The organism is Roseburia intestinalis L1-82 (genome assembly GCF_900537995.1).
Classification (GTDB): domain Bacteria; phylum Bacillota; class Clostridia; order Lachnospirales; family Lachnospiraceae; genus Roseburia; species Roseburia intestinalis.
In genome coordinates this window covers 3,100,089-3,124,219 of sequence record NZ_LR027880.1, presented here as the reverse complement: position 1 = coordinate 3,124,219, position 24,131 = coordinate 3,100,089, and the positions used below count along the sequence as shown (strand labels likewise).

At 43.0% G+C, this 24,131-nt stretch carries 17 protein-coding genes and 1 pseudogene; all 18 read left to right on the top strand.

The window, feature by feature from the left end; genetic code table 11:
• Positions 1–89 precede the first annotated feature (89 nt).
• The 18 genes and pseudogenes from ilvB to dnaK all read left to right on the top strand — a co-directional run bounded on the left by ilvB (position 90) and on the right by dnaK (position 24,065).
• Positions 90–1,778: a biosynthetic-type acetolactate synthase large subunit gene (ilvB, locus tag RIL182_RS14745; protein ID WP_015560061.1), complete on the top strand. Its 1,689-nt coding sequence runs from the start codon at positions 90–92 to the stop codon at positions 1,776–1,778.
• 20 nt (positions 1,779–1,798) lie between these two features.
• Complete coding sequence (gene serC / locus RIL182_RS14740) at positions 1,799–2,881, top strand: 3-phosphoserine/phosphohydroxythreonine transaminase (RefSeq protein WP_006856993.1); 1,083 nt, start codon at positions 1,799–1,801, stop codon at positions 2,879–2,881.
• A complete protein-coding gene (locus RIL182_RS14735) occupies positions 2,881–4,044 on the top strand; it encodes a phosphoglycerate dehydrogenase (protein ID WP_006856994.1) in 1,164 nt (387 codons plus the stop codon). Before serC ends, RIL182_RS14735 begins: the two co-directional genes overlap by 1 nt.
• A 132-nt stretch (positions 4,045–4,176) precedes the next feature.
• On the top strand, positions 4,177–5,427 hold the full coding sequence (locus RIL182_RS14730; protein WP_015560062.1) for a DUF1015 domain-containing protein: 1,251 nt from the start codon (positions 4,177–4,179) through the stop codon (positions 5,425–5,427).
• A 155-nt stretch (positions 5,428–5,582) separates the two neighbouring features.
• Positions 5,583–6,497, top strand: coding sequence for a mechanosensitive ion channel family protein (locus RIL182_RS14725; protein ID WP_006856997.1), 915 nt, complete (start codon positions 5,583–5,585; stop codon positions 6,495–6,497).
• A 419-nt stretch (positions 6,498–6,916) separates the two neighbouring features.
• A pseudogene (locus RIL182_RS22340) lies at positions 6,917–7,018 on the top strand (hypothetical protein); the annotation flags it as partial.
• Positions 7,019–7,173: 155 nt separating this feature from the next.
• Positions 7,174–7,377, top strand: a complete 204-nt coding sequence (locus tag RIL182_RS14715; RefSeq protein ID WP_006856998.1) for a cold-shock protein — start codon at positions 7,174–7,176, stop codon at positions 7,375–7,377.
• A 252-nt stretch (positions 7,378–7,629) separates the two neighbouring features.
• Positions 7,630–10,560, top strand: coding sequence for an insulinase family protein (locus tag RIL182_RS14710; protein WP_134523391.1), 2,931 nt, complete (start codon positions 7,630–7,632; stop codon positions 10,558–10,560).
• Between the two features lie 18 nt (positions 10,561–10,578).
• Positions 10,579–11,487 (top strand): GTPase Era, encoded by a 909-nt coding sequence (gene era / locus RIL182_RS14705; RefSeq protein WP_006856999.1) that lies wholly within the window; start codon positions 10,579–10,581, stop codon positions 11,485–11,487.
• Between the two features lie 203 nt (positions 11,488–11,690).
• A complete protein-coding gene (recO, locus tag RIL182_RS14700; protein WP_006857000.1) occupies positions 11,691–12,455 on the top strand; it encodes a DNA repair protein RecO in 765 nt (254 codons plus the stop codon).
• Between the two features lie 66 nt (positions 12,456–12,521).
• On the top strand, positions 12,522–13,274 hold the full coding sequence (locus tag RIL182_RS14695) for a hypothetical protein (RefSeq protein ID WP_006857001.1): 753 nt from the start codon (positions 12,522–12,524) through the stop codon (positions 13,272–13,274).
• Positions 13,275–13,327: 53 nt separating this feature from the next.
• Positions 13,328–14,725 (top strand): glycine--tRNA ligase, encoded by a 1,398-nt coding sequence (locus RIL182_RS14690; protein WP_006857002.1) that lies wholly within the window; start codon positions 13,328–13,330, stop codon positions 14,723–14,725.
• Between the two features lie 6 nt (positions 14,726–14,731).
• Complete coding sequence (locus RIL182_RS14685; RefSeq protein ID WP_006857003.1) at positions 14,732–16,258, top strand: glucosyltransferase domain-containing protein; 1,527 nt, start codon at positions 14,732–14,734, stop codon at positions 16,256–16,258.
• A gap of 190 nt (positions 16,259–16,448) precedes the next feature.
• Complete coding sequence (locus RIL182_RS14680) at positions 16,449–19,187, top strand: YfhO family protein (protein WP_006857005.1); 2,739 nt, start codon at positions 16,449–16,451, stop codon at positions 19,185–19,187.
• 24 nt (positions 19,188–19,211) lie between these two features.
• Complete coding sequence (locus RIL182_RS14675; protein ID WP_006857006.1) at positions 19,212–20,285, top strand: acyltransferase; 1,074 nt, start codon at positions 19,212–19,214, stop codon at positions 20,283–20,285.
• Positions 20,286–20,394: 109 nt separating this feature from the next.
• A complete protein-coding gene (gene hrcA / locus RIL182_RS14670; protein WP_006857007.1) occupies positions 20,395–21,495 on the top strand; it encodes a heat-inducible transcriptional repressor HrcA in 1,101 nt (366 codons plus the stop codon).
• 15 nt (positions 21,496–21,510) lie between these two features.
• Positions 21,511–22,146 (top strand): nucleotide exchange factor GrpE, encoded by a 636-nt coding sequence (gene grpE, locus RIL182_RS14665; RefSeq protein ID WP_006857008.1) that lies wholly within the window; start codon positions 21,511–21,513, stop codon positions 22,144–22,146.
• 35 nt (positions 22,147–22,181) lie between these two features.
• On the top strand, positions 22,182–24,065 hold the full coding sequence (gene dnaK / locus RIL182_RS14660; protein ID WP_006857009.1) for a molecular chaperone DnaK: 1,884 nt from the start codon (positions 22,182–22,184) through the stop codon (positions 24,063–24,065).
• Positions 24,066–24,131 lie beyond the last annotated feature (66 nt).

Genomic DNA, 24,131 nt, shown 5'->3' with positions numbered 1-24,131 from the left:
TCATTCGAAAAGTCATATGTTGTAAAAGACGCATCTGATGATGTAGAAATTAAAAACAGATGAGAATGGCAGTGGAATGGAGGAATAATATGCAGTTAACAGGTGCCCAGATCGTGATCGAATGCCTGAAAGAACAGGGTGTTGATACAGTTTTTGGTTATCCGGGCGGTGCCATTTTAAATGTATATGATGAATTATATAAACATCAGGGAGAAATCCGGCATGTGCTGACATCACATGAGCAGGGAGCATCCCATGCAGCGGACGGATATGCGAGAAGTACTGGAAAAGTCGGTGTATGTTTTGCAACATCAGGTCCTGGTGCAACGAACCTTGTGACAGGAATCGCAACCGCATATATGGATTCAGTTCCGGTTGTTGCGATCACCTGCAACGTTACCGTACCGCTTCTTGGAAAAGACAGTTTTCAGGAGATCGACATTGCGGGAATCACAATGCCGATTACAAAGCATAACTTTATTGTAAAGGATGTTACAAAACTTGCAGATACGATCCGGCGTGCATTTAAGATCGCACAGACAGGACGTCCGGGACCGGTTTTAGTGGATATCCCAAAAGATATCACAGCGGCAAAGACGGAATACACTTCGGTGGAGCCGAAACCGATCGCAAGGGTCACAGATACAATCTGCGAAAAAGATGTTGATACAGCGGTTTCCATGATAAAGGCGGCAAAGAAACCGTATATCTTTGTCGGCGGCGGTGCAGTGATCTCCGGTGCATCGGAAGAATTAAAAGAGTTTGCAGGGAAAGTAAATGCTCCGGTCTGTGATACATTGATGGGAAAAGGAGCATTTGACGGAACAGATGATCTTTATACCGGAATGCTCGGCATGCATGGAACAAAGACATCCAACCTTGGTGTCAGTGAGTGTGATCTTCTGATCGCAGTTGGTGTCCGTTTCTCAGACCGTGTTCTTGGAAATGCTAAGAAATTTGCATCACAGGCAAAAATTTTACAGTTTGATGTGGATGCGGCAGAAATCAATAAAAATATCCAGGTGGATGCCAGTGTGATCGGGGATTTAAAAGAAATTCTGATCCGTGTCAATGAAAAATTAGATGCACAGAGTCATCCGGAATGGATCGGGGAGATCATGGATTTGAAAAAAAAATATCCGCTCACTTATCCGAAAGAGGGACTCAGTGGTCCATATCTGATGGAGGAGATCTACCGTGCGACAAAGGGAGATGCAGTTATCGTGACAGAAGTCGGACAGCATCAGATGTGGGCAGCACAGTATTACAAATACAAAAACCCGCGTACCTTTTTATCATCCGGTGGACTCGGAACGATGGGTTATGGACTTGGAGCTGCGATCGGTGCACAGATCGGCAATCCGGATAAACAGGTGATCAATATTGCAGGTGACGGCTGTTTCAGGATGAACATGAATGAAATCGCAACTGCAGCACGCGAAAAGCTGCCGTTGATAGAAGTAATCGTCAACAATCATGTACTTGGAATGGTTCGCCAGTGGCAGGATCTTTTCTATGAAAAACGTTATTCCGCAACTGTTCTTGACGACGGTGTGGATTTTGTAAAATTAGCAGAGGCAATGGGGGCGAAAGGATATCGCGTGACCAGCCAGGAAGAGTTCAAAGAGGCTTTTAAGGAAGCACTTGAATCAGAAGTACCGGTTTTAATTGATTGTATCATCAACTGTGATGACAAGGTGTGGCCGATGGTTGCACCAGGAGAGGCAATCAGTTCTTCATTTACCGGTGAAGACTTAGCAAAAAAACAACAATCATAAATCAGAGGAGGAAGTTTAAGATGAGCAGAGTGTATAATTTTTCTGCAGGACCGGCTGTATTACCGGAGGAAGTATTAAAAGAGGCAGCAGATGAAATGTTGGATTACAAAGGAAGCGGAATGTCCGTTATGGAGATGAGCCACCGTTCCAAAGTATATGACAATATCATCAAAGAGGCAGAGCAGGATTTAAGAGACCTGATGAATATTCCGGATAATTACAAAGTCCTGTTTTTACAGGGTGGAGCATCCCAGCAGTTTGCCATGATCCCGATGAACCTGATGAAAAACAAAAAAGCAGGTTATATCGTGACCGGTCAGTGGGCAAAGAAAGCATATCAGGAAGCATCCATTTACGGCGAGGCAGTAAAACTTGCATCTTCCGAGGATAAGACATTCTCTTACATACCGGACTGCTCTGATCTTGATATTCCGGATGATCTTGATTACGTTTATATTTGTGAGAACAATACCATTTACGGAACCAAATACAAAAAACTCCCGAACACAAAAGGACATACATTGGTCGCTGACGTATCTTCCTGCTTCTTGTCAGAGCCGGTAGATGTCACAAAATACGGTGTGATCTACGGCGGTGTCCAGAAGAATGTCGGACCGGCAGGTGTTGTTATTGTGATCATCCGTGAGGATCTGATCACGGAGGATACCTTACCTGGAACACCTACCATGTTAAAATACAAGACACATGCAGATGCAGATTCCCTTTACAATACACCGCCATGCTACGGCATTTATATCTGCGGAAAAGTATTCAAATGGTTAAAGAAGATGGGCGGACTTTCCGTGATGAAAGAGCGCAACGAAGAAAAAGCTAAGATCCTTTATGATTTCTTAGACCAGAGCAAATTATTCAAAGGAACTGTTGTACCGGAGGACCGTTCCCTGATGAACGTTCCATTCGTAACCGGAGATGCTGACCTGGATGCAAAATTCGTAAAAGAGGCAACAGAAGCCGGATTTGTAAATTTAAAAGGACATCGTACCGTTGGCGGTATGAGAGCATCCATCTACAACGCTATGCCAAAAGAGGGCGTTGAGAAGTTAGTAGAGTTCATGAAAAAATTCGAGGAGGAGAATGCATAATGTTTAAGTATAACTGCTTAAATCCGATCGCAGCAGTCGGTCTGGATCTGTTTTCGGATCAGTATGAAAAAGTAGATGAGTTAAAAGATGCACAGGCTGCGTTAGTCAGAAGTGCTGCAATGCATGATTTAGAACTGCCGGATACCTTAGAGGCAGTCGCAAGAGCCGGTGCCGGAGTCAACAATATCCCGCTGGACAAATGCGCAGAAAAAGGTATCGTCGTATTCAATACACCGGGTGCAAATGCAAACGGTGTCAAAGAGCTCGTGTTTGCAGGTATGCTTTACGCATCCCGTGATATCGTAGGCGGTATCGAATGGTGTTTAGAGAACCAGAACGATGAGAATATTGCAAAGACTGCAGAGAAGCAGAAAAAGAACTTTGCAGGAACCGAAATTTCCGGAAAGAAATTAGGTGTCATCGGTCTTGGTGCGATCGGTGTGTTAGTTGCCAATGCAGCAATCCATATGGGAATGGAAGTATATGGATATGATCCGTATATCTCTGTTGCAGCAGCATGGAACTTATCAAGAAGTGTTAAGCACATCAGCAACGTAGAAGATATCTACCGTGAGTGTGACTACATCACGATCCATGTGCCGCTTCTGGATTCTACGAAAAAAATGATCAGTGCAGACGCAATTGCTATGATGAAACCAACTGCGATCATATTAAATTTTGCAAGAGATCTGCTTGTGGATGAAGAAGCAATGGTGGATGCACTTGCAGCAGGAAAAGTACACAAATATGTATCTGATTTCCCGAACACAACGACTGTTGGTGCGAAGGGCTGCATTGTGACACCACACCTTGGAGCTTCCACAGCAGAGTCAGAAGATAACTGTGCGATTATGGCAGTGCGTGAGATCCGTGATTACTTAGAAAATGGTAATATTGTCCATTCTGTAAATTTTCCGGACTGCAGCATGGGGGCATGCACAACTGCAGGACGTATCGGAATCTTACACCGCAATGTCAAAGGTATGTTAAGTTTATATACAACGATCCTTGGTGATGCAGGAATCAATATTGACGGAATGGCAAACAAATCAAAAGGCGATTATGCATATGCGCTTTTGGATTTAGACACTTCTGTTCCGGAGAATGTACTTGAAAAATTAAAGAATACAGAGGGTGTCTTAAAAGTTCGCAAGATCTGCTAGAAATCTGACGGTGATTTGTGACAATAGAGTGTTTAAGAAAGGTACATTCTATTGTTTCCTAGATCGGCATAGGAAAGAACTTTAAGGAAAATGGTAACTTAATTCAGAAGAATAAGATGAGGTGCAGCAAAAATGGCAGATATCAGACCGTTTATGAGCATCAGACCAGAAAAAGGGAAGGCAGCTAAAATCGCTGCCCTCCCTTATGATGTTTATAACAGAAAAGAAGCAACTGTGGAAGTGGAGAAAAATCCGGAATCTTTTTTAAAGATTGATCGTGCGGAGACAGGCTATCCGCTTTCTGTGGATATGTATGATGAAAAGGTGTATCAGAGAGCACATGATCTGTTGTGGGGGATGGTAGAGGATGGTTCTTTTATCCGCGATCAGAAAAAATGTTACTATATTTATGAACTTACGATGAATGGACGCACACAGACAGGGATTACGGCGTGTGCATCGATCGATGATTATTTAAATGGCGTCATCAAAAAGCATGAGAACACCAGAGCAGAAAAGGAAGCAGACCGTATTCATCATGTGGATGCCTGTAATGCGCAGACCGGACCTATCTTTTTAGCATACCGCTCGAATCCGGTGATCAATGAGATCGTGGAGAAAGTCAAAGCAGGAGAGGCAGAGTATGACTTTACATCGGAGGATGGAATCAGACACCGTGTGTTTGAGATCAGTGACGATGATAAAATTGCAGCAATCTCACAGGCATTTGAAAACATGGCAGATATCTATATCGCAGACGGTCATCACCGTGCTGCTTCCGCAGTAAAAGTCGGTTTGAAACGAAGAGAAGAACATCCGGACTATGATGGAACGGAAGAATTTAATTATTTCCTGTCCGTGTTATTCCCGGACGACCAGCTTATGATCATGGATTATAACCGTGTGGTCAAGGATTTAAACGGATACTCTTTCCAGAGTTTTTACAAGGAAATGAAAAAACGCTTTGACGTGACGGAGATCACAGATCAGAAAGAAAAGAGACCGCAGGAAAAAGGCAGCTTTACCATGTATATGGAAGGACACTGGTTCCTTTGTAAGTTCCGGGAGGACGATCTTGCCGCAGTGGCAGATGATCCGGTAAAAAGTTTAGATGTATCAATGTTACAAGACCTTCTGCTTCATCCGGTACTCGGCATCGGAGATCCGAAAACAGATGGAAGAATCGACTTTGTAGGAGGAATCCGCGGCATGGACGAACTGGTCAGACGCTGTGAGGAAGACTGTTCCGTTGCATTTGCCATGTATCCGACCTCGATCACAGAGCTCTTCTCCGTCGCAGATGCCGGAAAACTCATGCCTCCAAAATCTACCTGGTTTGAGCCGAAGCTCCGCAGCGGTCTGTTCATTCATTCTTTAGAATAAGGAAATTCCTTAGAGCAGGACAAAATGAGAAATGGAATTTTGAAAACTTATAAAGAACTGAGGAAGTTGTGAATCTGTGTCAGGTTCACAACATTCATAGCCTAAAGATGATTTTTTTAAAATTCAAATTCGAATAAAAACGAAGGGAGCCATATATGCTGGCAGAAAATGTAGAAGGAATCGCAAATGCAACTGAGACCGTCGAAATGTTAAACCAGGCGCAGGAAAACTTACAGGAGGTTGCGAAGAACCCTGGAATCGTAGGCACATGGCTGCAGGGTCTGATCCCGGATCTTTTGAATTTTGCATTTCAGGTTGTAGTTTCGATTATCATTTATATTGTCGGAAGCAAGATCATTAACCTGATCTTAAAAATGTTCCGCAAATCCATGGAACGCAGAGATGTCGATACCGGTGTCAGACAGTTTGTACTGCCATTGATCAAATACGCACTATATCTGGTACTGATCTTTATTATCATGGGACTGTTTGGAATTGCAACCACCTCGGCAGTGGCAGTGCTTGGTTCTGCTGGTGTGGCAGTCGGTCTGGCATTACAGGGCAGCCTTTCAAATTTTGCGGGTGGTGTGCTGATCTTATTGTTAAAACCTTTCCGTGTCGGAGATTACATTATAGAACATTCCGGCGGGAAAGAGGGTACGGTAACAGAGATCTCCATTTTCTATACGAAACTGCTCACCATTGACAACAAAGTGGTCATGGTACCAAACGGTACACTCTCTAACAGCAGCATCACGAATGTTTCCACCATGGAGAAACGCCGTGTGGATCTGGTAGTAGGCATTGCATATGAAGCAGATATCAGAACTGCAAAAGAAGTGTTGTATTCTGTTGCAGAAGCGGAGGAGGCAAGACTGCCGGAAGAAGAGATTCTTGTATTTGTGGATGAACTCGGAGATTCTTCCGTAAACATGGGTGTGCGTATCTGGGTAAAAACAGAGGACTACTGGTCTGCAAGGTGGCGCCTGACCGAGAATATCAAGTATGCGCTTGACAGTCACAATATTTCCATTCCATATCCTCAGATGGATGTGCAGATCAAACAGTAAATGACAGGGAGAAAAGAACGGTGCAATTATCATGGTGTTGGGGTCAGATAGTGCATTTAAACTTCTTGATTGACAAATTGCGCAAAGCCGTGTCTGTTTTGTTCCATTGTACGAAAATAAGAAAATCTAAGCCTGCCTGAGTCAGGTTTTCTCAGAATGACGTGAACGGCAACAACGAGTCCTCCATGACTCGATGCTGCCTTGTTCTGCCATCCGTGGCAGAACATCACTGTGTATTACCAGGCAGTCTAAGATTTACTAATTTTCTCCCAAAGTCACAAAAGCAGTCTCGGCTTTGTGCAATTTGTCAGTCGTTATGTTGTGAATGCACTGTTTGCCCCCAACATCATTATCATACGAAATGTGTATATGTACCGCTTTTTTTGTGTATAAAAAACCCGCAAATACAGTAAAACAGGAGCTTGACAAGTCTGAACGTGAGCAATTTTAACACTTCAAACGTGACGGATATGAGTGGTATGTTTACAGGCTGCGGAACCAGTAAAGTTACTGTGAAATAGTCATAACACTCATATGTGCAAAATTAACAAAGATTTCTAAAAATCGTTGACAAAATAAGTGAGATATGCTAATTTTGATTTGTTAGGCAAAACAGATGACAAAGAGGATTCTGTTGAATGGTTATTTTATGTATTTAGGAGGTTTTTAAAGAGTTATGCAGCAGGGAACTGTAAAATGGTTTAATGCCAAAAAAGGTTATGGATTTATTTCGGACGAGCAGGGAAATGACGTATTCGTACATTTTTCCGCATTGAACATGGATGGATTTAAAGAGTTAAAAGACGGTGAACGTGTTGAGTTCGAGGTTACCGAAGGAGAAAAAGGTCCTCAGGCTGCCAATGTAAGCCGTATCGCATAACAGCAGATGATTCCATAAGTACCAAAAAGGGAGTGTAAATATTACATTCCCTTTTTAAGTTGTATAAAATGTGATATAATAAGACTGCCGAGCGAAGCGAGTGTAGATCACGATCATGTGCTGCTTTTGCGCATGATATAATGAGCGCAAGTGAGTCAACATGCTTGCTTGATTGACGAACGGCGAATTGGATTATGTGCTGTTTTTTGCACATAATATACTAGACATAAGATCATATTTTGGAGGATGATGATGAAACTGACTGATTTGGAAGCATACGAGATTTTAGAACAGTGCCCTTTGCGTGATTTGAAATCCGAAGGGTTTATTTTACGCCATAAAAAAAGCGGTGCAAGAGTTGCGGTAATTTCAAATGATGATGATAACAAGGTATTTTATATCGGGTTCCGTACGCCGGCAGAGGATTCCACAGGTGTACCACATATCATAGAACACACAGTATTGTGCGGTTCGGATAAATACCCGGTCAAGGATCCGTTTGTGGAACTGGTCAAGGGATCCTTAAATACATTTTTAAATGCGATCACTTATCCGGAGAAAACGATTTATCCGGTGGCAAGCTGCAACGATACGGATTTTCAGAATCTGATGAGTGTTTATATGGATGCGGTATTCCATCCGAATATTTATAAACATCAGGAGATTTTTAAACAGGAAGGCTGGCATTATGAGCTTGAGAGCGAAGATGCGCCGATTACGATCAACGGTGTTGTATATAATGAAATGAAAGGTGCTTTTTCGTCTGCAGATGATGTGCTGCAGCGGGAAATTTTAAATTCCCTGTTTCCGGATAACACTTACAGTAACGAGTCCGGCGGAGATCCGGAACGTATCCCGGATCTGACCTATGAGGATTACCTTGATTTTCACCGCAGATATTACCATCCGTGCAATTCCTATATTTACCTGTATGGAAATATGGATGTGGCAGAAAAACTCCGCTGGATGGATGAGGAATATTTAAGCCATTATGAGGAAATTGAACTTGACTCTACAGTAAAGGCACAGAAGCCATTTGAAAAACCAGTGGAGATCACGAAGAAATACCCAATCTCTTCCGCAGAACCGGAGGAAGATAATACCTATCTTTCTTATAATCTGGTTGTGGGGGACATTTTAGATAGAAAACTTTATCTGGCATTTGATGTGCTTGACTATGCATTGCTCGGTGCACCGGGGGCTCCGTTAAAACAGGCACTGATCGACGCGGGCATCGGAAAAGATATCGTTGGCGGTTATGACAGCAGTACCATGCAGCCGGTATTTTCCATCATTGCAAAAAATGCGAACAGTGCAGATAAAGAAAAGTTTCTTGCGACGATACAGGATGTGTTAAACCGTCAGGTAAAAGACGGCGTGGATAAGAAAGCACTGCTTGCCGGGATCAGTGCGTCAGAGTTCCGCTATCGTGAAGCGGATTTCGGACAATTCCCGAAGGGACTATTATACGGCATCCAGTGTTTGGACAGCTGGCTTTACGATGACATGCAGCCATTTATGCATGTGGAGGCATTAGATACTTACCGTTTCCTGCGGGAGCAGGTTGAGACCGGATATTTTGAAACATTGATTGAAAAATATCTGCTTCACAATCCGCATGCGTCGGTGGTTGTGATTGAGCCGGAGAGAGGTCTTAATGCAAAAAGAGAAGAGACACTGGCAGAGAAACTTGCTGCATATAAAGACAGCCTGAGTAAAGAGGAGATCAAGCAGCTTATCGCAGACACGAAACATTTAAAACAGTATCAGGAAGAGCCTTCACCAAAGGAAGATTTGGCAAAAATTCCGATGTTAAAACGTGAGGATATGAAACGTGAGGCGGCACCGCTTTACAATACGATGAAAAAATACGGTGACACGACGGTCGTACACCATGAGATGTTTTCAAATGGTATTGATTATCTGCGCATCCTCTTTGATATCCGTGATATGGAGATCAAAGATCTGCCGTATGTTGGAATTTTAAAATATATCCTTGGCTATATGGATACAGAGCGGTACGGATTTTCAGAACTGGCAAATGAGATCAACATCCACACCGGTGGAATATCCGCAAGCTGTGGTGTTTATCCGCATGTGAAGAAGACGGAGGATATGCAGTTTATGTTTGAACTGCGTGTAAAAACGCTTGCATCGGAGCTGCCCCAGGCGATGGATCTTTTGCGTGAGATCATAATGACGACAAAGATTTCTGATGAAAAGCGCCTGCGTGAGATCATTGCGCAGCTTCGTTCAAGGGTGGAGGCGGCATTTGACGGTTCCGGACATTCGGTAGCATCCATGCGTGCGCTGTCTTATTTCTCAAGAGCGGCATATTATCAGGAGGCAACCGCAGGCATTTCCTTCTATGAGCTGGTCGCTGATTTAGATGAACATTTTAATGAGAAAAAAGATGCACTGATCGCACAGCTTGAGAAAATGGTACAGACGATATTTGTACCGGAGCGCATGATCGTCAGTGTTGTCTGCGAAGAGGCAGATTATCAGGCGGTAGAAGCACAGATCGCTTTCCTGTTAAAAAATCTGTATCCGTCGAAGAAAATCGTGAAAGAGCGGAGTCTGCCAGAGCTTCATTTAGAAAAGAAAAATGAGGGATTTATGGATGCCTCCCAGGTGCAGTATGTGGCGAGAGCTGGTAACTATGTGCGCCACGGATTTTCGTATCACGGTGCATTGCGCATTTTAAAAGTCATTATGGGATATGATTATCTCTGGATCAATGTCCGTGTCAAGGGCGGAGCCTATGGATGTATGAACAGCTATATGCGGAATGGAGATACTTATTTTGTTTCCTACCGTGATCCGAACTTAAAGAAAACGGATGAGATCTATGACGGTATCCCGCAGTATCTTGCCGATTTTAAGGCGGACGAGCGTGAGATGACAAAATACATCATTGGTACGATCAGTGATATGGATACGCCGATGAATCCGAGTGCGAAGGGAGCACGTTCCATGACCGCATATTTACAGGGACTGGATTTTGCGGATATCCAGAAAGAGCGCGATCAGGTGATCGGTGCAACAGATGAGGATATCCGTGGCTTAAAGGATCTGATCGCATCCGTGCTGGAAGAAAAAAATCTCTGTGTCATCGGAAACGAAGATAACTTAAAGAGTCAGAGCGACATGTTTATGCAGCTGAAAAATTTATATGAATAATTTGGGAATGGAGTACGAATGAAAGAAAATTTTAAATCGGGATTTGTTACAATTATCGGCAGACCAAACGTTGGAAAATCAACGTTAATGAATCATCTGATTGGTCAGAAGATCGCAATCACATCCAATAAACCGCAGACCACCAGAAACCGTATCCAGACTGTCTATACGGATATGGAACGCGGACAGATCGTATTTTTGGACACGCCGGGAATCCATAAGGCAAAAAACAAGCTGGGTGAATATATGGTCAACACTGCAGAACACACTTTAAATGAAGTGGATGTGATCCTCTGGTTAGTAGAGCCGTCGAACTTTATCGGAGCAGGGGAACAGCATATCATCGAGCAGTTAAAAAAGACAAAAACACCTGTGATTCTTGTCATCAATAAGGTGGATACGGTCAGCCGTGACAAGATACTGGAATTTATCGATACTTACCGCAAAGTATATGATTTTGCCGAGATCGTTCCGGCGTCCGCCCTGCGCGCACAGAATCTCGATACCGTACTTGACATGATCTTTAAATATCTGCCGTACGGACCGCAGTTTTATGATGAGGACACAATCACAGACCAGCCGGAGCGCGCGATCGTTGCGGAGATCATCCGTGAAAAGGCACTTCATGCATTGGATGATGAGATCCCGCACGGAATCGCTGTCTGCATTGACCGCATGAAACAGCGGAAAGGACAGAACATCATGGACATTGAGGCGACAATCGTCTGCGAGAGGGATTCCCATAAGGGCATCGTGATTGGAAAAGGCGGGGCAATGTTAAAAAAGATCGGTTCAAACGCACGTTATGAGATCGAACGACTGTTAGAGGAACAGGTCAATTTAAAACTTTGGGTAAAAGTTAAAAAAGACTGGCGTGACAGCGATTCCATGATGAAGAATTTTGGTTATAACAAGGATGAGATCTAAACTTACCATTTTTTTGCTGGTATAAGCGAAGCTGTCTGCGGAAATCCTAACATTATCAAGTGATGGATGATGGGAGGATGAGACCATGGATGAAGCCTGGAGCAATTTTATGATAACAGGAAGAGTAACTGATTATTTAAAATACAAAGAGTCGCACGAAGGCAGCTTTGATACCACAGGGAGAGGATGGGAGAACAGACCGGATGGGACAGAATATCGTAGTGACCGGGATGGTCTTAAAGGTAATGCCGATTGGCGATTATGACAGAAGAATCACGCTGCTGACAAAGGAACGGGGCAAGATCACCGCATTTGCAAAGGGTGCAAGAAGACCAAACAGTGCACTTGTTGCTGCGGCAACCCCGTTTTCCTTTGGAGAATTTGAAATGTTTGAGGGAAGAAGTTCCTACACCGTAGTCAGGGCATCCATTCAGAACTATTTCAGGGAAGTTCAGGAAGAACTTGAAGCTACATATTATGGGTGTTATTTTCTGGAATTTGCCGATTATTACTGTCAGGAAAACAATGATGAACGGGAAATGTTAAAGCTGCTTTATCAGTCACTCAGGGCATTGACGAGCGCTGCCTATGATAAGAGGCTGGTCCGCTTTATTTTTGAACTGAAGGCGATGGCTGTCAACGGCGAGGCGCCAAACGTTTTTTCCTGTGTCAGATGTGGTGAAAAAGAAAATTTGCGCTGGTTTGTGACAAGGCGTGGCGGATGTATCTGTGAAACGTGTAAAAAAAAGGATCCGTCACCGGAGGAATCCGGCAGGTTTTTACTGGAAGAGTCGACGCTTTACACAATGCAGTACATCATTTCGGCAAGGGTGGAAAAACTGTATACTTTTTCCGTCAGTGACAGTGTGTTAAGACAGCTGCTGGCGATCATGAAAAGTTACCGTGCAGTTTATCTGGATCATTCGTTTCAGACGCTGAAAATGTTGGAGGGACTATTTACTGGTTGAAATCGGGAATGGGAAATAGTATAATGTAAAACATTGGATATGTAAGACGAATGGAGAATTATAAAAATGAGAAAAGCATGTATGGCAGGTATCAGCGTACTGATTGGCATTTCGATGCTGGCTGGATGTGGAAAATCTCTGGATGCGGATACGGATACGGTGTATGTACAGAAAAACGGAACCGTGCTTTCGGTGGATGTTGAAACGTTAGACAAAGATTATTATGATGAGACGGAGTTAAAGGATTATGTGACGGATGCCGTTTCCACATATACCGGGGAGCATGGAAAGAGTGCGGTCAAACTGGAAAATCTGTCTGTGAAGGACGGTACGGCAACACTTAAGATGAAGTATAAGACGCCGGAAGATTACACAGGATTTAATGGCATTGAACTCTATGAGGGAAAAGTTGTTAAGGCACTCGCAGCAGGATATGATTTCAAGACAGATTTTGTCAGTGTGGAAGATGGAAAGGTGACAGGAACCGCCACAAAGGAGGAAATTTACTCCGGAGAAGATTTAAAAGTAGTTATCATCAAGGCAAACAGAGATGTGAAAGTAGACGGTACAATCTGCTATGTTTCAAGTGAGAATGTAAAACTGACCGGAACAGACAGTGTGTCCATCCGGGATGGTTACAGTTTAAACAGTGGCAGTACAGCCGATGAGAGTGATTCAGATGAAAATATCGCTGATGGAACAGAGAGTATTGGCGGGTCAACAGAGGTGTCTGACACAGACGTCAATGACGATACAACTTATGTAAAAGATGATGGGGCATTTGAAACAGATGTCTACACATACATTATTTATAAGTAAGCATACAAAAGAGGCAGTTTACTGCCATTTTATAGAAAGGTGAGGAATTATTTATGGAAAAATCAATGGACAAAATTGTAGCACTGGCAAAATCAAGAGGATTCGTTTATCCGGGATCTGAGATTTACGGCGGTCTTGCAAATACATGGGATTATGGTAATCTCGGCGTTGAGTTAAAGAACAATGTAAAAAGAGCATGGTGGCAGAAATTTATTCAGGAGAACCCATACAATGTTGGTGTGGACTGTGCGATCTTAATGAACCCGCAGACATGGGTTGCATCCGGACATCTTGGAGGATTTTCTGATCCTTTAATGGATTGTAAAGAATGTCACGAGCGTTTCCGTGCAGACAAGATCATCGAGGATTTTGCGGAAGAGAAAAAAATTGAGTTAAAGAGTTCCGTAGACGGCTGGACACAGGAAGAGATGCGTGATTTCATCGAAGAAAATCAGGTTCCATGTCCGACCTGCGGCAAACATAACTTTACAGATATCCGTCAGTTTAACCTGATGTTTAAGACATTCCAGGGGGTTACTGAAGATGCAAAAAATACCGTATACTTAAGACCGGAGACAGCACAGGGTATTTTCGTTAACTTTAAAAATGTACAGAGAACATCCCGCAAAAAGATCCCGTTCGGTATCGGACAGGTCGGAAAATCTTTCCGTAACGAGATCACACCGGGTAACTTTACATTCCGTACCAGAGAGTTTGAGCAGATGGAGCTTGAGTTTTTCTGTGAGCCTGGCACTGATTTAGAGTGGTTCCAGTACTGGAGAGGCTTCTGTCGTGACTGGCTGATCTCCCTTGGAATCAAAGAGGATGAGATGCGTCTGCGTGACCATGATCCGGCTGAACTTGCATTTTACAGCAAGGGAACAACCGATATCGAGTTCTTATTCCCGTTCGGATGGGGCGAGCTCTGGGGTATCGCTGACAGAACTGATTATGACCTTGGACGCCATCAGGAGACTTCCGGTCAGGATCTTACTTATTTTGATGATGAGAAGAATGAAAGATATCTTCCGTATGTCATCGAGCCTTCACTCGGTGCAGACCGTGTTGTTTTAGCATTCTTATGTGCTGCTTACGATGAGGAGAATATCGGAACCGAAGAAAAACCGGATATGAGAACAGTTCTTCATTTCCACCCGGCTTTAGCTCCGGTTAAGATCGGTGTGCTTCCATTATCCAAGAAGTTAAATGAAGGCGCAGAAAAGGTATTTGCACAGCTTTCACACAAATACAACTGTGAATTTGATGATAGAGGAAATATCGGAAAACGTTACAGAAGACAGGATGAGATCGGTACTCCGTTCTGCGTAACTTACGATTTCGAATCTGAAAATGACGGTGCGGTAACGGTTCGTGACCGTGATACCATGGAGCAGGAGCGTATTAAGATTGAAGATCTGGATGCTTATTTCGCAGAGAAGTTTAATTGGTAGGAGATAATGAAAACATTTACAATCGGAAAAAAGAAAATTGTGTTGAAAGAAGAATGGATGGTCGGATTTATAACAACATGGATCGTTGGACTTTTGGCACATGCCTATCGTTTCTTTAATTTTCTTCCTATATGGGATAGTATTTATAATTTTACGGGAGTCGGTTCTACCTATACCCTGGGACGCTGGTTCTTAGGGTATGCAGGACTGATTACTTCGATGTTTGATCTTCCGTGGGTCAACGGTGCATTTTCTCTTTTTTATATCAGTATCGTTGTTATTTTACTCACTGAAATGTTTGAAATAAAAAATAAGGGAATGATCGTGCTTTGTGCGGCAATTTTTGTGTCCTTCCCGACCGTTGTGTCTTCTTTTGCTTATATGTATACGGCAGATGCGTATCTACTCGCATTTTTGCTGGCTACGCTTGCAGTTTATCTGACTTGGTGTGTCAAAAAGTGGGGAACGATAGCAGGAATGGTCTGTCTTGCATTTGCAATGGGGATTTATCAGGCATATGCAACGGTGGCAATCGTGTTGGTATTGCTTTATATTATCCGGCAGTTTGTCATTGAGAAACTTGACTTCTTAGAAGCAGTAAGAAAAGATTTAAAATATCTTGGAATGCTGGTCGGCGGAGCGGTACTGTATGCGGTTATTTTAAAGATCACATTGATCCGTTATAATATTACACTGCCAGGTTATCAGGGAATCGGTGCTTTGGGGATTATGTCGTTAGGACAGTATAAAGCAGCACTGCAAAAGACACTGTATCATTTCAGGCTGATCCTTGGAATGGAACATGGTGTGGAAAAACACGTTTATTCCTTATTAAATGCAGCGGCATTGTTGCTGATCGGACTGATCTTAATATATCTTTTAGTACGCAATCAGGTTTATAAGAAAAAAATGTCAATGTTAGCCTCCATTGCAGCTGTCTGCCTGATCCCGGTTGGAGCATACTTTATCAACTTTACTTCACCGGACGTGCAGTATTATACGCTGATGGAAATGGCTGTCTGCCTGATCTATCTGCTTATGATCATTATGTTGTTGCAGTTAGACTGGAAAACCTGGATCTCAAAGATACTGAAGGGATGCGGTATTTTTGTGCTTTGTGGACTGGTGTATTATAATGTGATTAACTGTAACATTGCATATTTTAATATGAATCTGAGCTATCATAAATCCATTTCTATCGCAGAGGATGTTTTGCAGCGTATCGAGCAGATGGATGAGTTTCAGAACCAGCATGATAAGGTCGTTATCATGGGTGATTATAATTGTGCAACAGAGAATCTCCAGATTATGATGCCGAGCATTATGGGAATCAGCAATGACTCATTTCTGAATGATTCTTACCATTACACTATTATCTGGAATTATTGTTTTGGAGTCCAGATGGAACAGGCATCCTACGATGAAATGATAGGAATCATAGATACAGATGAATATAAAAATATGCCTGTTTACCCATTAAAGGGGTGTGTAGATTATATCAATGGAGTCATTGTGGTTAGAATGCAGGAATAGGAGGTAATGGATTATTCCATGTTTGTTTTAACAATGGTGTGGATTGCAGGTTTTGATAGTTTTGGCACACGTAATTTTCAGTGGCAGACTGACAGGTTATACAATTTTTTGAAATATGGATTTCATATGTAAGAGAAAGGGGGGACTAAAGACGAGGGGCTTTGGTCCCTTTGTATGTGAGGATTAAAAAATGAGATTCCTAAGGAATAAAGAGGAAAATGTCAGTAAAAAAGTCTGGTTCTTTCTGGCATATACCGTTTGTTTTGCAATCATTGCGGGGGCAGTGTTCTCCGTATTTATCATAAATAAAAAGAGTTTTATATGGGTTCCGGACGGTTTGCAGCAGCATTTCAATGCGCTGCTTTATTACCGTTCCTGGCTGTTATCGATCCTGGATACGCTGGCCACGGAACATAAGATCTCAGTCCCTCTCTGGGATATGCGGATTGGACTTGGATCAGATGTATTGACGACACTTCATTATTATGTCATTGGCGATCCGCTCAATCTTTTATCGGTGTTCGTGCCGGATGAAAAATATATGGAACTCTTTTACAATACGATGGTTCTGGTGAGAATATATCTTGCAGGTCTCGCGTTTTCTGCATACTGCAGATACCATGGACAGAAACCATATTCTACACTGCTTGGAGCAATGGTGTACGATTTCTGTTTCTGGGTTATTATTGCGGTGCGGCATCCGTATTTTTTAAATCCGATGATCTACCTGCCGCTGATTCTGGTCGGGGTGGATAAAATTTATAAAAAACAGAAACCATGGTTATATATGGGGATGCTTGCGGTAGCGACGGTCAGCAGTTTTTATTTTACATACATGATCTGTATCTTTGTTGCCATCTATGCTCTGCTTCGTTATCTGATGTTATTTGGAAAACCGGTTTTAAAGACGGTATGGTACTGGGTATGGCGTTTTGTGGCATACTCACTGGTGACACTGGCATCTGTTTCTGTCATATTACTCCCGGTTGTTGCCATGACACTGTCTACGGGAAGGGCAGGAGCGCAGCATACGTTTTCGATAATGTATCCGTTATCCTATTACCGGAAATTACTGTATGGCTTTCTGATCGGAGGTTCGACCTACTGGAGTGAACTTGGATATACGGGAATCGTCCTCTTAGCGGTGTTGTTACTTCTCTTTGGCGGCAGAAAAAACAGGGGGCTGCGTGCCGGATTTGTACTTATGACACTGTTGCTGTTGTTCCCGTTTGCCGGAAAAATGTTAAATGGAGGCAGTTATGTGGTCAACCGCTATATGTGGGCATACTCCATGCTTGTGTCTTTTATCGCGGTAAAAATGTATCCTCAGATGATGGAGATGCATTTTAAGAAAAAAATTGCACTGTTCTGGGCGGGGATCACCTATATCTGCCTGTGCTTGGAGATGCTTGGAAAGCATCAGAAACAGTATGTATTAGTGGCATTATTATTATTTTCCGTGCTGTTAGTTCTCATTGTCGGAACCGGGAAAAAGATGAAAGAAAAATTTGTTTTTAAGGCGGCATTGTTAGTGGTGGTGATGCTTGAACTGATCTATCAGGGATGGGCAGAATATGCGCCACAGGCGGGCAGTTATGTGGAAGAATTTGCCACGCAGGGGGAGGCACTTTCCATGCTGACAAAAGATGCTGCGGGTAGTCTTGTGAAAAATCATGCGAAAGATACGACATACCGCTATGAGTCCCTGCAGTCTGAGGAGTGGAAAAACACGGCGATGCAGCTTGGAATCAATGGTACCTCCTATTATTTCAGTCTTGCAAACCCGGATATCAACCAGTTTCAAAGAGAAATGTACATCAATCAGACCAGGGATTTCTGTTATTCCGGATTTGATGCGCGCACGATGTTAGAGGTGCTTTCCGGCGTGCGTTATTATGTGGTGCCGTCCGGGAACAGCGGACTGCGCCCATATGGTTATAATGTCTGCTTCAATCGCGGAACGCTTGGCGCCGGGGGACAGTATGAGGTAAAATGCGATGCCTATGAAAATGATTCGGTACTGCCGCTTGGCTTTGCAAGTGATGCGGTAATTCCACGGAGCACATATGAAGCGCTGGAGGTAACGGAAAAACAGCAGGCACTTTTACAGGGCATTGTCGTGGAAGATGATAAGATTCCATCTGCGTTAGCTGATACAAAGACGGAAACGGAATTTACGGATGAAGATATTTCTTATATGATCACAGATATGCACAATGTGGAACTGACCGACCAGGGATTTACTGCGACGGAAAAGAAAGCGTCAGTAACACTTTCCTTTGAGGGGATACCGGAGAGTGAAACTTACTTCATATTAAAAGGGCTTCAGTTTTCGGAGGAGGGAAAGACGTTAACACAGTCGAAGAGCCGTCTGCACATTGATGTGACCTGTGGAAAAATCACCAAAATGATCACATTCCTGACCAGAAAAAACAACTTTTACAGTGGTGTGGATGACTATCTGATCAATGCCGGATATCGTGATGAAAAAGCAGATGAGATCACACTGACCTTTCATGAAAAGGGAACTTACCGGTTTGATGAGATGCAGATTGTCTGCCAGCCGGTAAAACAGATTGCCGGTTGGACGAAAAGTCTGAAACAGGATATTTTAAAAGATGTTGTCATGGATACAAATCACATATCCGGTACCCTTACGGCAGATCAGGAAAAACTGCTCTGTATGACAATTCCGTACAGTAGCGGCTGGCGGGCGTATATAGATGGTGTGGAAACAGAGATTTTAAAGGCGGATACGATGTATATGGCAGTTGATGTGCCGGAGGGAACACATCAGATCGAATTTTATTACTGTACGCCGTATTTAAAAACAGGTGCTGGTTTGAGCGGACTTGGAATCCTGTCGGTGATCGGGATCGTTATTTTCAGGTATCGGAACGGAAGGAAAAAACAAAAAGAAATGGAATAGAGCAGAATAAGGAAAGGATCTGGGATGTCTACGATATATCTATCGGAAAAAAAGGAATACAGAGCACTTGATTTCTCAAAATTTGTGGCAGCATTTTTGGTTGCTGCCATTCATATTCCTCCGTTTGAGGAAATCGCACCGGTATTTTCACACGAATTTCAGCAGGTGATCTGCCGTATGGCAGTTCCGTTCTTTTTTGTGTGCACCGGCTATTTTATCGGAGAAAAAATAACAGACAAAGACAGGGTAAAAAAATATCTTTTCCATATTATAAAGATGTATGTATGGTGGAGTCTGTTATATCTGATACCGATCATTGACCGCTTCTGGGAGAAAAAAAGAAGTGCTGCCGGAAACATATTAGAACTTGCAAGAAGATTTTTTCTGATAGGATCTTACATACAGCTCTGGTATCTGCTTGCGACTGTTGCAGCGGTGCTGTTTTTGTATCTGTTGGTAACACGTTTTCGGTGGAATGTGAAAGGAATCGTGGCAGCGGCTGTGCTGTTGTATCTGACTGGAGTTTTCCACAATACTTACCGTCATGTATTCGATACCGTTTTACCGGCTGCGAATGAGATCCAATGGTATCTTTCTGTATTTGCTACGGCAAGAAACGGATTCTTTTTCGGATTCCCGTTTGTGACCATGGGCTATCTCTTTCGTGTGAAGGCAGACCGGATCCGAAAAAGTGCGTATGGATGGTACACGGTATTTTTCCTCGTGCTGATGATGCTGGAGGAATGGATCATCACGCAGAAGATCGGCGAGTCGTCGCATGATATGTATCTTATGACACCGCTTGTCACTGCAAATCTTTTCCTGGCTGCAGCCTTTGTCCCAGTGGGGGAGAGAATGGGAGCGGCTGCGAAAACAATGCGTGAACTCTCAACGGAAATTTTCCTTTTGCACATGCTGGTATATTTCTGGTACAAAAAGATCATGGAATGCATGGGACTGGATGCAGGGAACCATCTGGTACGTTATATGGTGGTTGTTACAGTTAGTGTTCTGATTGGTCTGATCCTCATATATATAAGAAGAAAAAGGTCTAAACAGGAAAATTATAAAAAAAATATAAAACAACAGAAATTATAAAAATTAGTGTTGACAAAAGAATATGATGGTGCTATTTTAAGTACATAGATGTTAGCACTCCACAATAATGAGTGCTAACAGATAAAAAGGTAACTGAGATCAGAGGCAGATGCCGGATTCTTACAGAAAGTTACAGAGTATGGAGATGGAGAAGAGAATGGACGAGGAATTCGAATTAGACGAACGAAAAACGAAAATTCTTGATGCAATCATCCGCAACTATTTAGAGACAGGCGAACCGGTTGGATCACGAACAATATCCAAGTATACCGATTTGAATCTGAGCTCTGCGACGATCCGTAATGAGATGGCAGATCTGGAAGAACTTGGATACATTTTACAGCCGCATACTTCAGCCGGCAGGATCCCTTCCGACAAAGGATACCGCTTTTATGTGGATCATCTGATGGAAGAGAAAGACCGTGAAGTGAATGAGATGAAGAGTTTCGTCATCGAACACACGGAGAAGATGGAACAGGTGCTGCAGCAGGTGGCAAAGATACTGGCGAACAATACCAATTATGCGACGATGGTTACAGCACCGACGTTTCATAAGAATAAAGTAAAGTTCATCCAGTTATCGAATATGAATGAAGAACAGATTTTAGCAACGATTGTTACCGAAGGCAATCTGGTCAAGAATAAAATTATTCCGGTCAGTGAACCGATCGACAATGAGACAATGTTAAAACTGAATTTCCTGTTAAATGCCAACTTAAACGGTCTTGCATTACAGGAGATCAACCTTGGAACCATCGCAAAGTTAAAAGAGCAGGCGGGCATCCACAGTGATATCATCAGTGATGTGCTTGACACCGTGGCAGAGACGATGGGACAGGATGAAGATATCCGCATTTATACAAGTGGAGCAACCAATTTCTTTAAATATCCGGAGTTAAGTGACTCGGAGAAAGCAAGTGAGCTGATCTCCACATTTGAGGAGAAACAGCAGTTAGCAAGCCTTGTAACTGAAAACCTGTTAGATGATGATAATACAGGAATTCAGGTTTATATAGGAAATGAAAGCCCGATACAGACCATGAAGGACTGCAGTGTTGTGACAGCAACATACGAATTGGGCGAAGGTGTTCGGGGAACGATAGGAATTGTCGGACCGAAACGAATGGATTATGAGAAAGTAATGGATAACCTGAAAACCTTGAAGAATTCTTTAGACGGAATTTTAAACAAGGATAAGGAACAGACATAGAAAGGTGGTTCATAGATGTCAGAGATGGATGAAAAGGTATTAGATGAAGCAATGGAATCTTCCACAGAGGAAAATGCTTCCGAGACCAAAGAGGATGAAAACGTGACATCCACGGAAGAAACAGCCGAAACAGCAGAGAACGCTGATGCAGAAGCTTCCGAAGCGGATTCCGAAGATCCTGATAAAAAGAAATCTTTTTTCAAAAAGAAGAAAGACAAAAAGGATGAGCAGATCGAGGAGCTTACCGATAAGGTAAAAAGACAGATGGCAGAGTTTGATAACTTCCGTAAGCGTACAGAGAAAGAAAAATCACAGATGTACGATATGGGAGCAAAAACAATCGTAGAAAAGATCCTGCCGGTCATTGATAACTTTGAGCGTGGTCTTGCAGCAGTTCCGGAAGATAACAAAGAAGATGCTTTTGTTGTCGGAATGGATAAGATCTACCGCCAGATGCTTACCGTATTAGAGGAAGCAGGCGTAAAACCGATCGAGGCGGTCGGTGCTGAATTTGATCCGAATTTCCACAATGCAGTCATGCATGTGGAGGATGAAACCTTAGGAGAGAATGTAGTAGCAGAAGAACTCCAGAAGGGATATATGTACAGAGATACTGTGGTAAGACACAGTATGGTAAAAGTAGCAAACTAATTATTCCATAGATATTAGATGAGGAGGAAATCATTATGAGTAAAATCATTGGTATTGACTTAGGTACGACAAACAGCTGTGTAGCTGTTATGGAAGGTGGAAAACCTACCGTTATCGCAAATCAGGAAGGTGCAAGAACAACACCATCTATCGTTGCATTTACAAAAACAGGTGAGAGATTAGTTGGTGAGCCTGCAAAACGTCAGGCTGTTACAAACGCAGAAAAAACCATATCTTCTATCAAGAGACATATGGGTACTGATTATAAAGTAGCAATCGATGACAAACAGTATTCTCCACAGCAGATTTCTGCAATGATCTTACAGAAGTTAAAAGCAGATGCAGAAGGATACTTAGGAGAGAAAGTAACAGAGGCTGTTATTACAGTTCCGGCTTACTTCAACGATGCACAGCGTCAGGCAACCAAAGATGCAGGTAAAATCGCAGGCCTTGATGTAAAACGTATCATCAACGAGCCGACAGCAGCAGCTTTAGCTTATGGTCTTGACAACGAGAAAGAGCAGAAGATCATGGTATATGACCTTGGTGGTGGTACATTTGATGTTTCCATCATTGAGATCGGTGACGGTGTCATCGAGGTATTATCTACAAATGGTGATACACATCTTGGTGGTGATGATTTCGATAACAGAATTACACAGTGGATGATCGATGAGTTCAAGAAAGCAGAAGGTGTAGATCTTTCTACTGATAAGATGGCTCTTCAGAGATTAAAAGAAGCAGCTGAGAAAGCAAAGAAAGAACTTTCTTCCGCAACAACCACAAATATCAACCTTCCGTTCATCACAGCAACTGCTGAGGGACCGAAACACTTTGATATGAACTTAACCAGAGCAAAATTCGACGAACTGACACATGATCTCGTTGAAAAAACAGCTATTCCGGTTCAGAACGCCATGAGAGATGCAGGACTTACCAATGCTGATCTTGGTCAGGTATTATTAGTTGGTGGTTCTACACGTATCCCGGCTGTTCAGGATAAAGTAAAACAGTTGACAGGCAAAGAGCCAAGTAAGACATTGAACCCGGATGAGTGTGTTGCCATCGGTGCATCTATCCAGGGTGGTAAACTTGCAGGAGATGCAGGTGCAGGTGAGATCTTACTTCTGGATGTAACACCACTTTCACTTTCCATCGAGACAATGGGTGGTATCGCAACAAGACTGATCGAGAGAAATACAACGATTCCTACCAAGAAGAGCCAGATCTTCTCAACGGCAGCAGATAACCAGACAGCAGTAGATATCAACGTTGTACAGGGTGAGAGACAGTTTGCAAGAGATAACAAATCCCTTGGACAGTTCCGTCTCGATGGTATCCCGCCAGCACGTCGTGGTGTTCCGCAGATCGAAGTTACATTTGATATCGATGCAAACGGTATCGTAAATGTATCTGCAAAAGATTTAGGAACTGGAAAAGAACAGCACATCACAATCACAGCAGGTTCTAATATGTCTGATGATGAGATCGATAAGGCTGTCAAAGAAGCTGCTGAGTTCGAAGCACAGGATAAGAAGAGAAAAGAGGCAATCGATGCAAGAAATGATGCTGATTCCTTCGTATTCCAGACACAGCAGGCATTAGATCAGGTTGGAGCAAACCTTGATCCGGCTGATAAATCAGCAGTAGAGACTGATATGAACGCAGTAAAAGCATTCTTAGACGCACACCAGAATGCAGAAGAGATGACAGACGCTGATGTAACAGAACTGAAATCCCTGCAGGAAAAACTGACAGAGAGTGCGCAGAAGGTATTTGCAAAGATGTATGAGCAGACTCAGGCAGCGCAGGGAGCAGCTGGTGCAGGTCCTGATATGAGCGGTATGGGCGGCAACGCACAGGCAGGTGCATCTTCCGCAGATGATGATGTCGTAGACGCAGACTTCAAGGAAGTTTAATCATCGCAAAATAGTAAAAATACAACGGGGTTTCCGGGGGTTTTCCCGGAAACCCTGTATGCAGTT

What these genes read in the sequence shown, in the direction of transcription:
- ilvB (WP_015560061.1), top strand. Translation starts at nt 90, where the DNA reads ATGCAGTTAACAGGTGCCCAGATCGTGATCGAATGCCTGAAAGAACAG.
- serC (WP_006856993.1), top strand. Translation starts at nt 1,799, where the DNA reads ATGAGCAGAGTGTATAATTTTTCTGCAGGACCGGCTGTATTACCGGAG.
- RIL182_RS14735 (WP_006856994.1), top strand. Translation starts at nt 2,881, where the DNA reads ATGTTTAAGTATAACTGCTTAAATCCGATCGCAGCAGTCGGTCTGGAT.
- RIL182_RS14730 (WP_015560062.1), top strand. Translation starts at nt 4,177, where the DNA reads ATGGCAGATATCAGACCGTTTATGAGCATCAGACCAGAAAAAGGGAAG.
- RIL182_RS14725 (WP_006856997.1), top strand. Translation starts at nt 5,583, where the DNA reads ATGCTGGCAGAAAATGTAGAAGGAATCGCAAATGCAACTGAGACCGTC.
- RIL182_RS14715 (WP_006856998.1), top strand. Translation starts at nt 7,174, where the DNA reads ATGCAGCAGGGAACTGTAAAATGGTTTAATGCCAAAAAAGGTTATGGA.
- RIL182_RS14710 (WP_134523391.1), top strand. Translation starts at nt 7,630, where the DNA reads ATGAAACTGACTGATTTGGAAGCATACGAGATTTTAGAACAGTGCCCT.
- era (WP_006856999.1), top strand. Translation starts at nt 10,579, where the DNA reads ATGAAAGAAAATTTTAAATCGGGATTTGTTACAATTATCGGCAGACCA.
- recO (WP_006857000.1), top strand. Translation starts at nt 11,691, where the DNA reads ATGGGACAGAATATCGTAGTGACCGGGATGGTCTTAAAGGTAATGCCG.
- RIL182_RS14695 (WP_006857001.1), top strand. Translation starts at nt 12,522, where the DNA reads ATGAGAAAAGCATGTATGGCAGGTATCAGCGTACTGATTGGCATTTCG.
- RIL182_RS14690 (WP_006857002.1), top strand. Translation starts at nt 13,328, where the DNA reads ATGGAAAAATCAATGGACAAAATTGTAGCACTGGCAAAATCAAGAGGA.
- RIL182_RS14685 (WP_006857003.1), top strand. Translation starts at nt 14,732, where the DNA reads ATGAAAACATTTACAATCGGAAAAAAGAAAATTGTGTTGAAAGAAGAA.
- RIL182_RS14680 (WP_006857005.1), top strand. Translation starts at nt 16,449, where the DNA reads ATGAGATTCCTAAGGAATAAAGAGGAAAATGTCAGTAAAAAAGTCTGG.
- RIL182_RS14675 (WP_006857006.1), top strand. Translation starts at nt 19,212, where the DNA reads ATGTCTACGATATATCTATCGGAAAAAAAGGAATACAGAGCACTTGAT.
- hrcA (WP_006857007.1), top strand. Translation starts at nt 20,395, where the DNA reads ATGCCGGATTCTTACAGAAAGTTACAGAGTATGGAGATGGAGAAGAGA.
- grpE (WP_006857008.1), top strand. Translation starts at nt 21,511, where the DNA reads ATGTCAGAGATGGATGAAAAGGTATTAGATGAAGCAATGGAATCTTCC.
- dnaK (WP_006857009.1), top strand. Translation starts at nt 22,182, where the DNA reads ATGAGTAAAATCATTGGTATTGACTTAGGTACGACAAACAGCTGTGTA.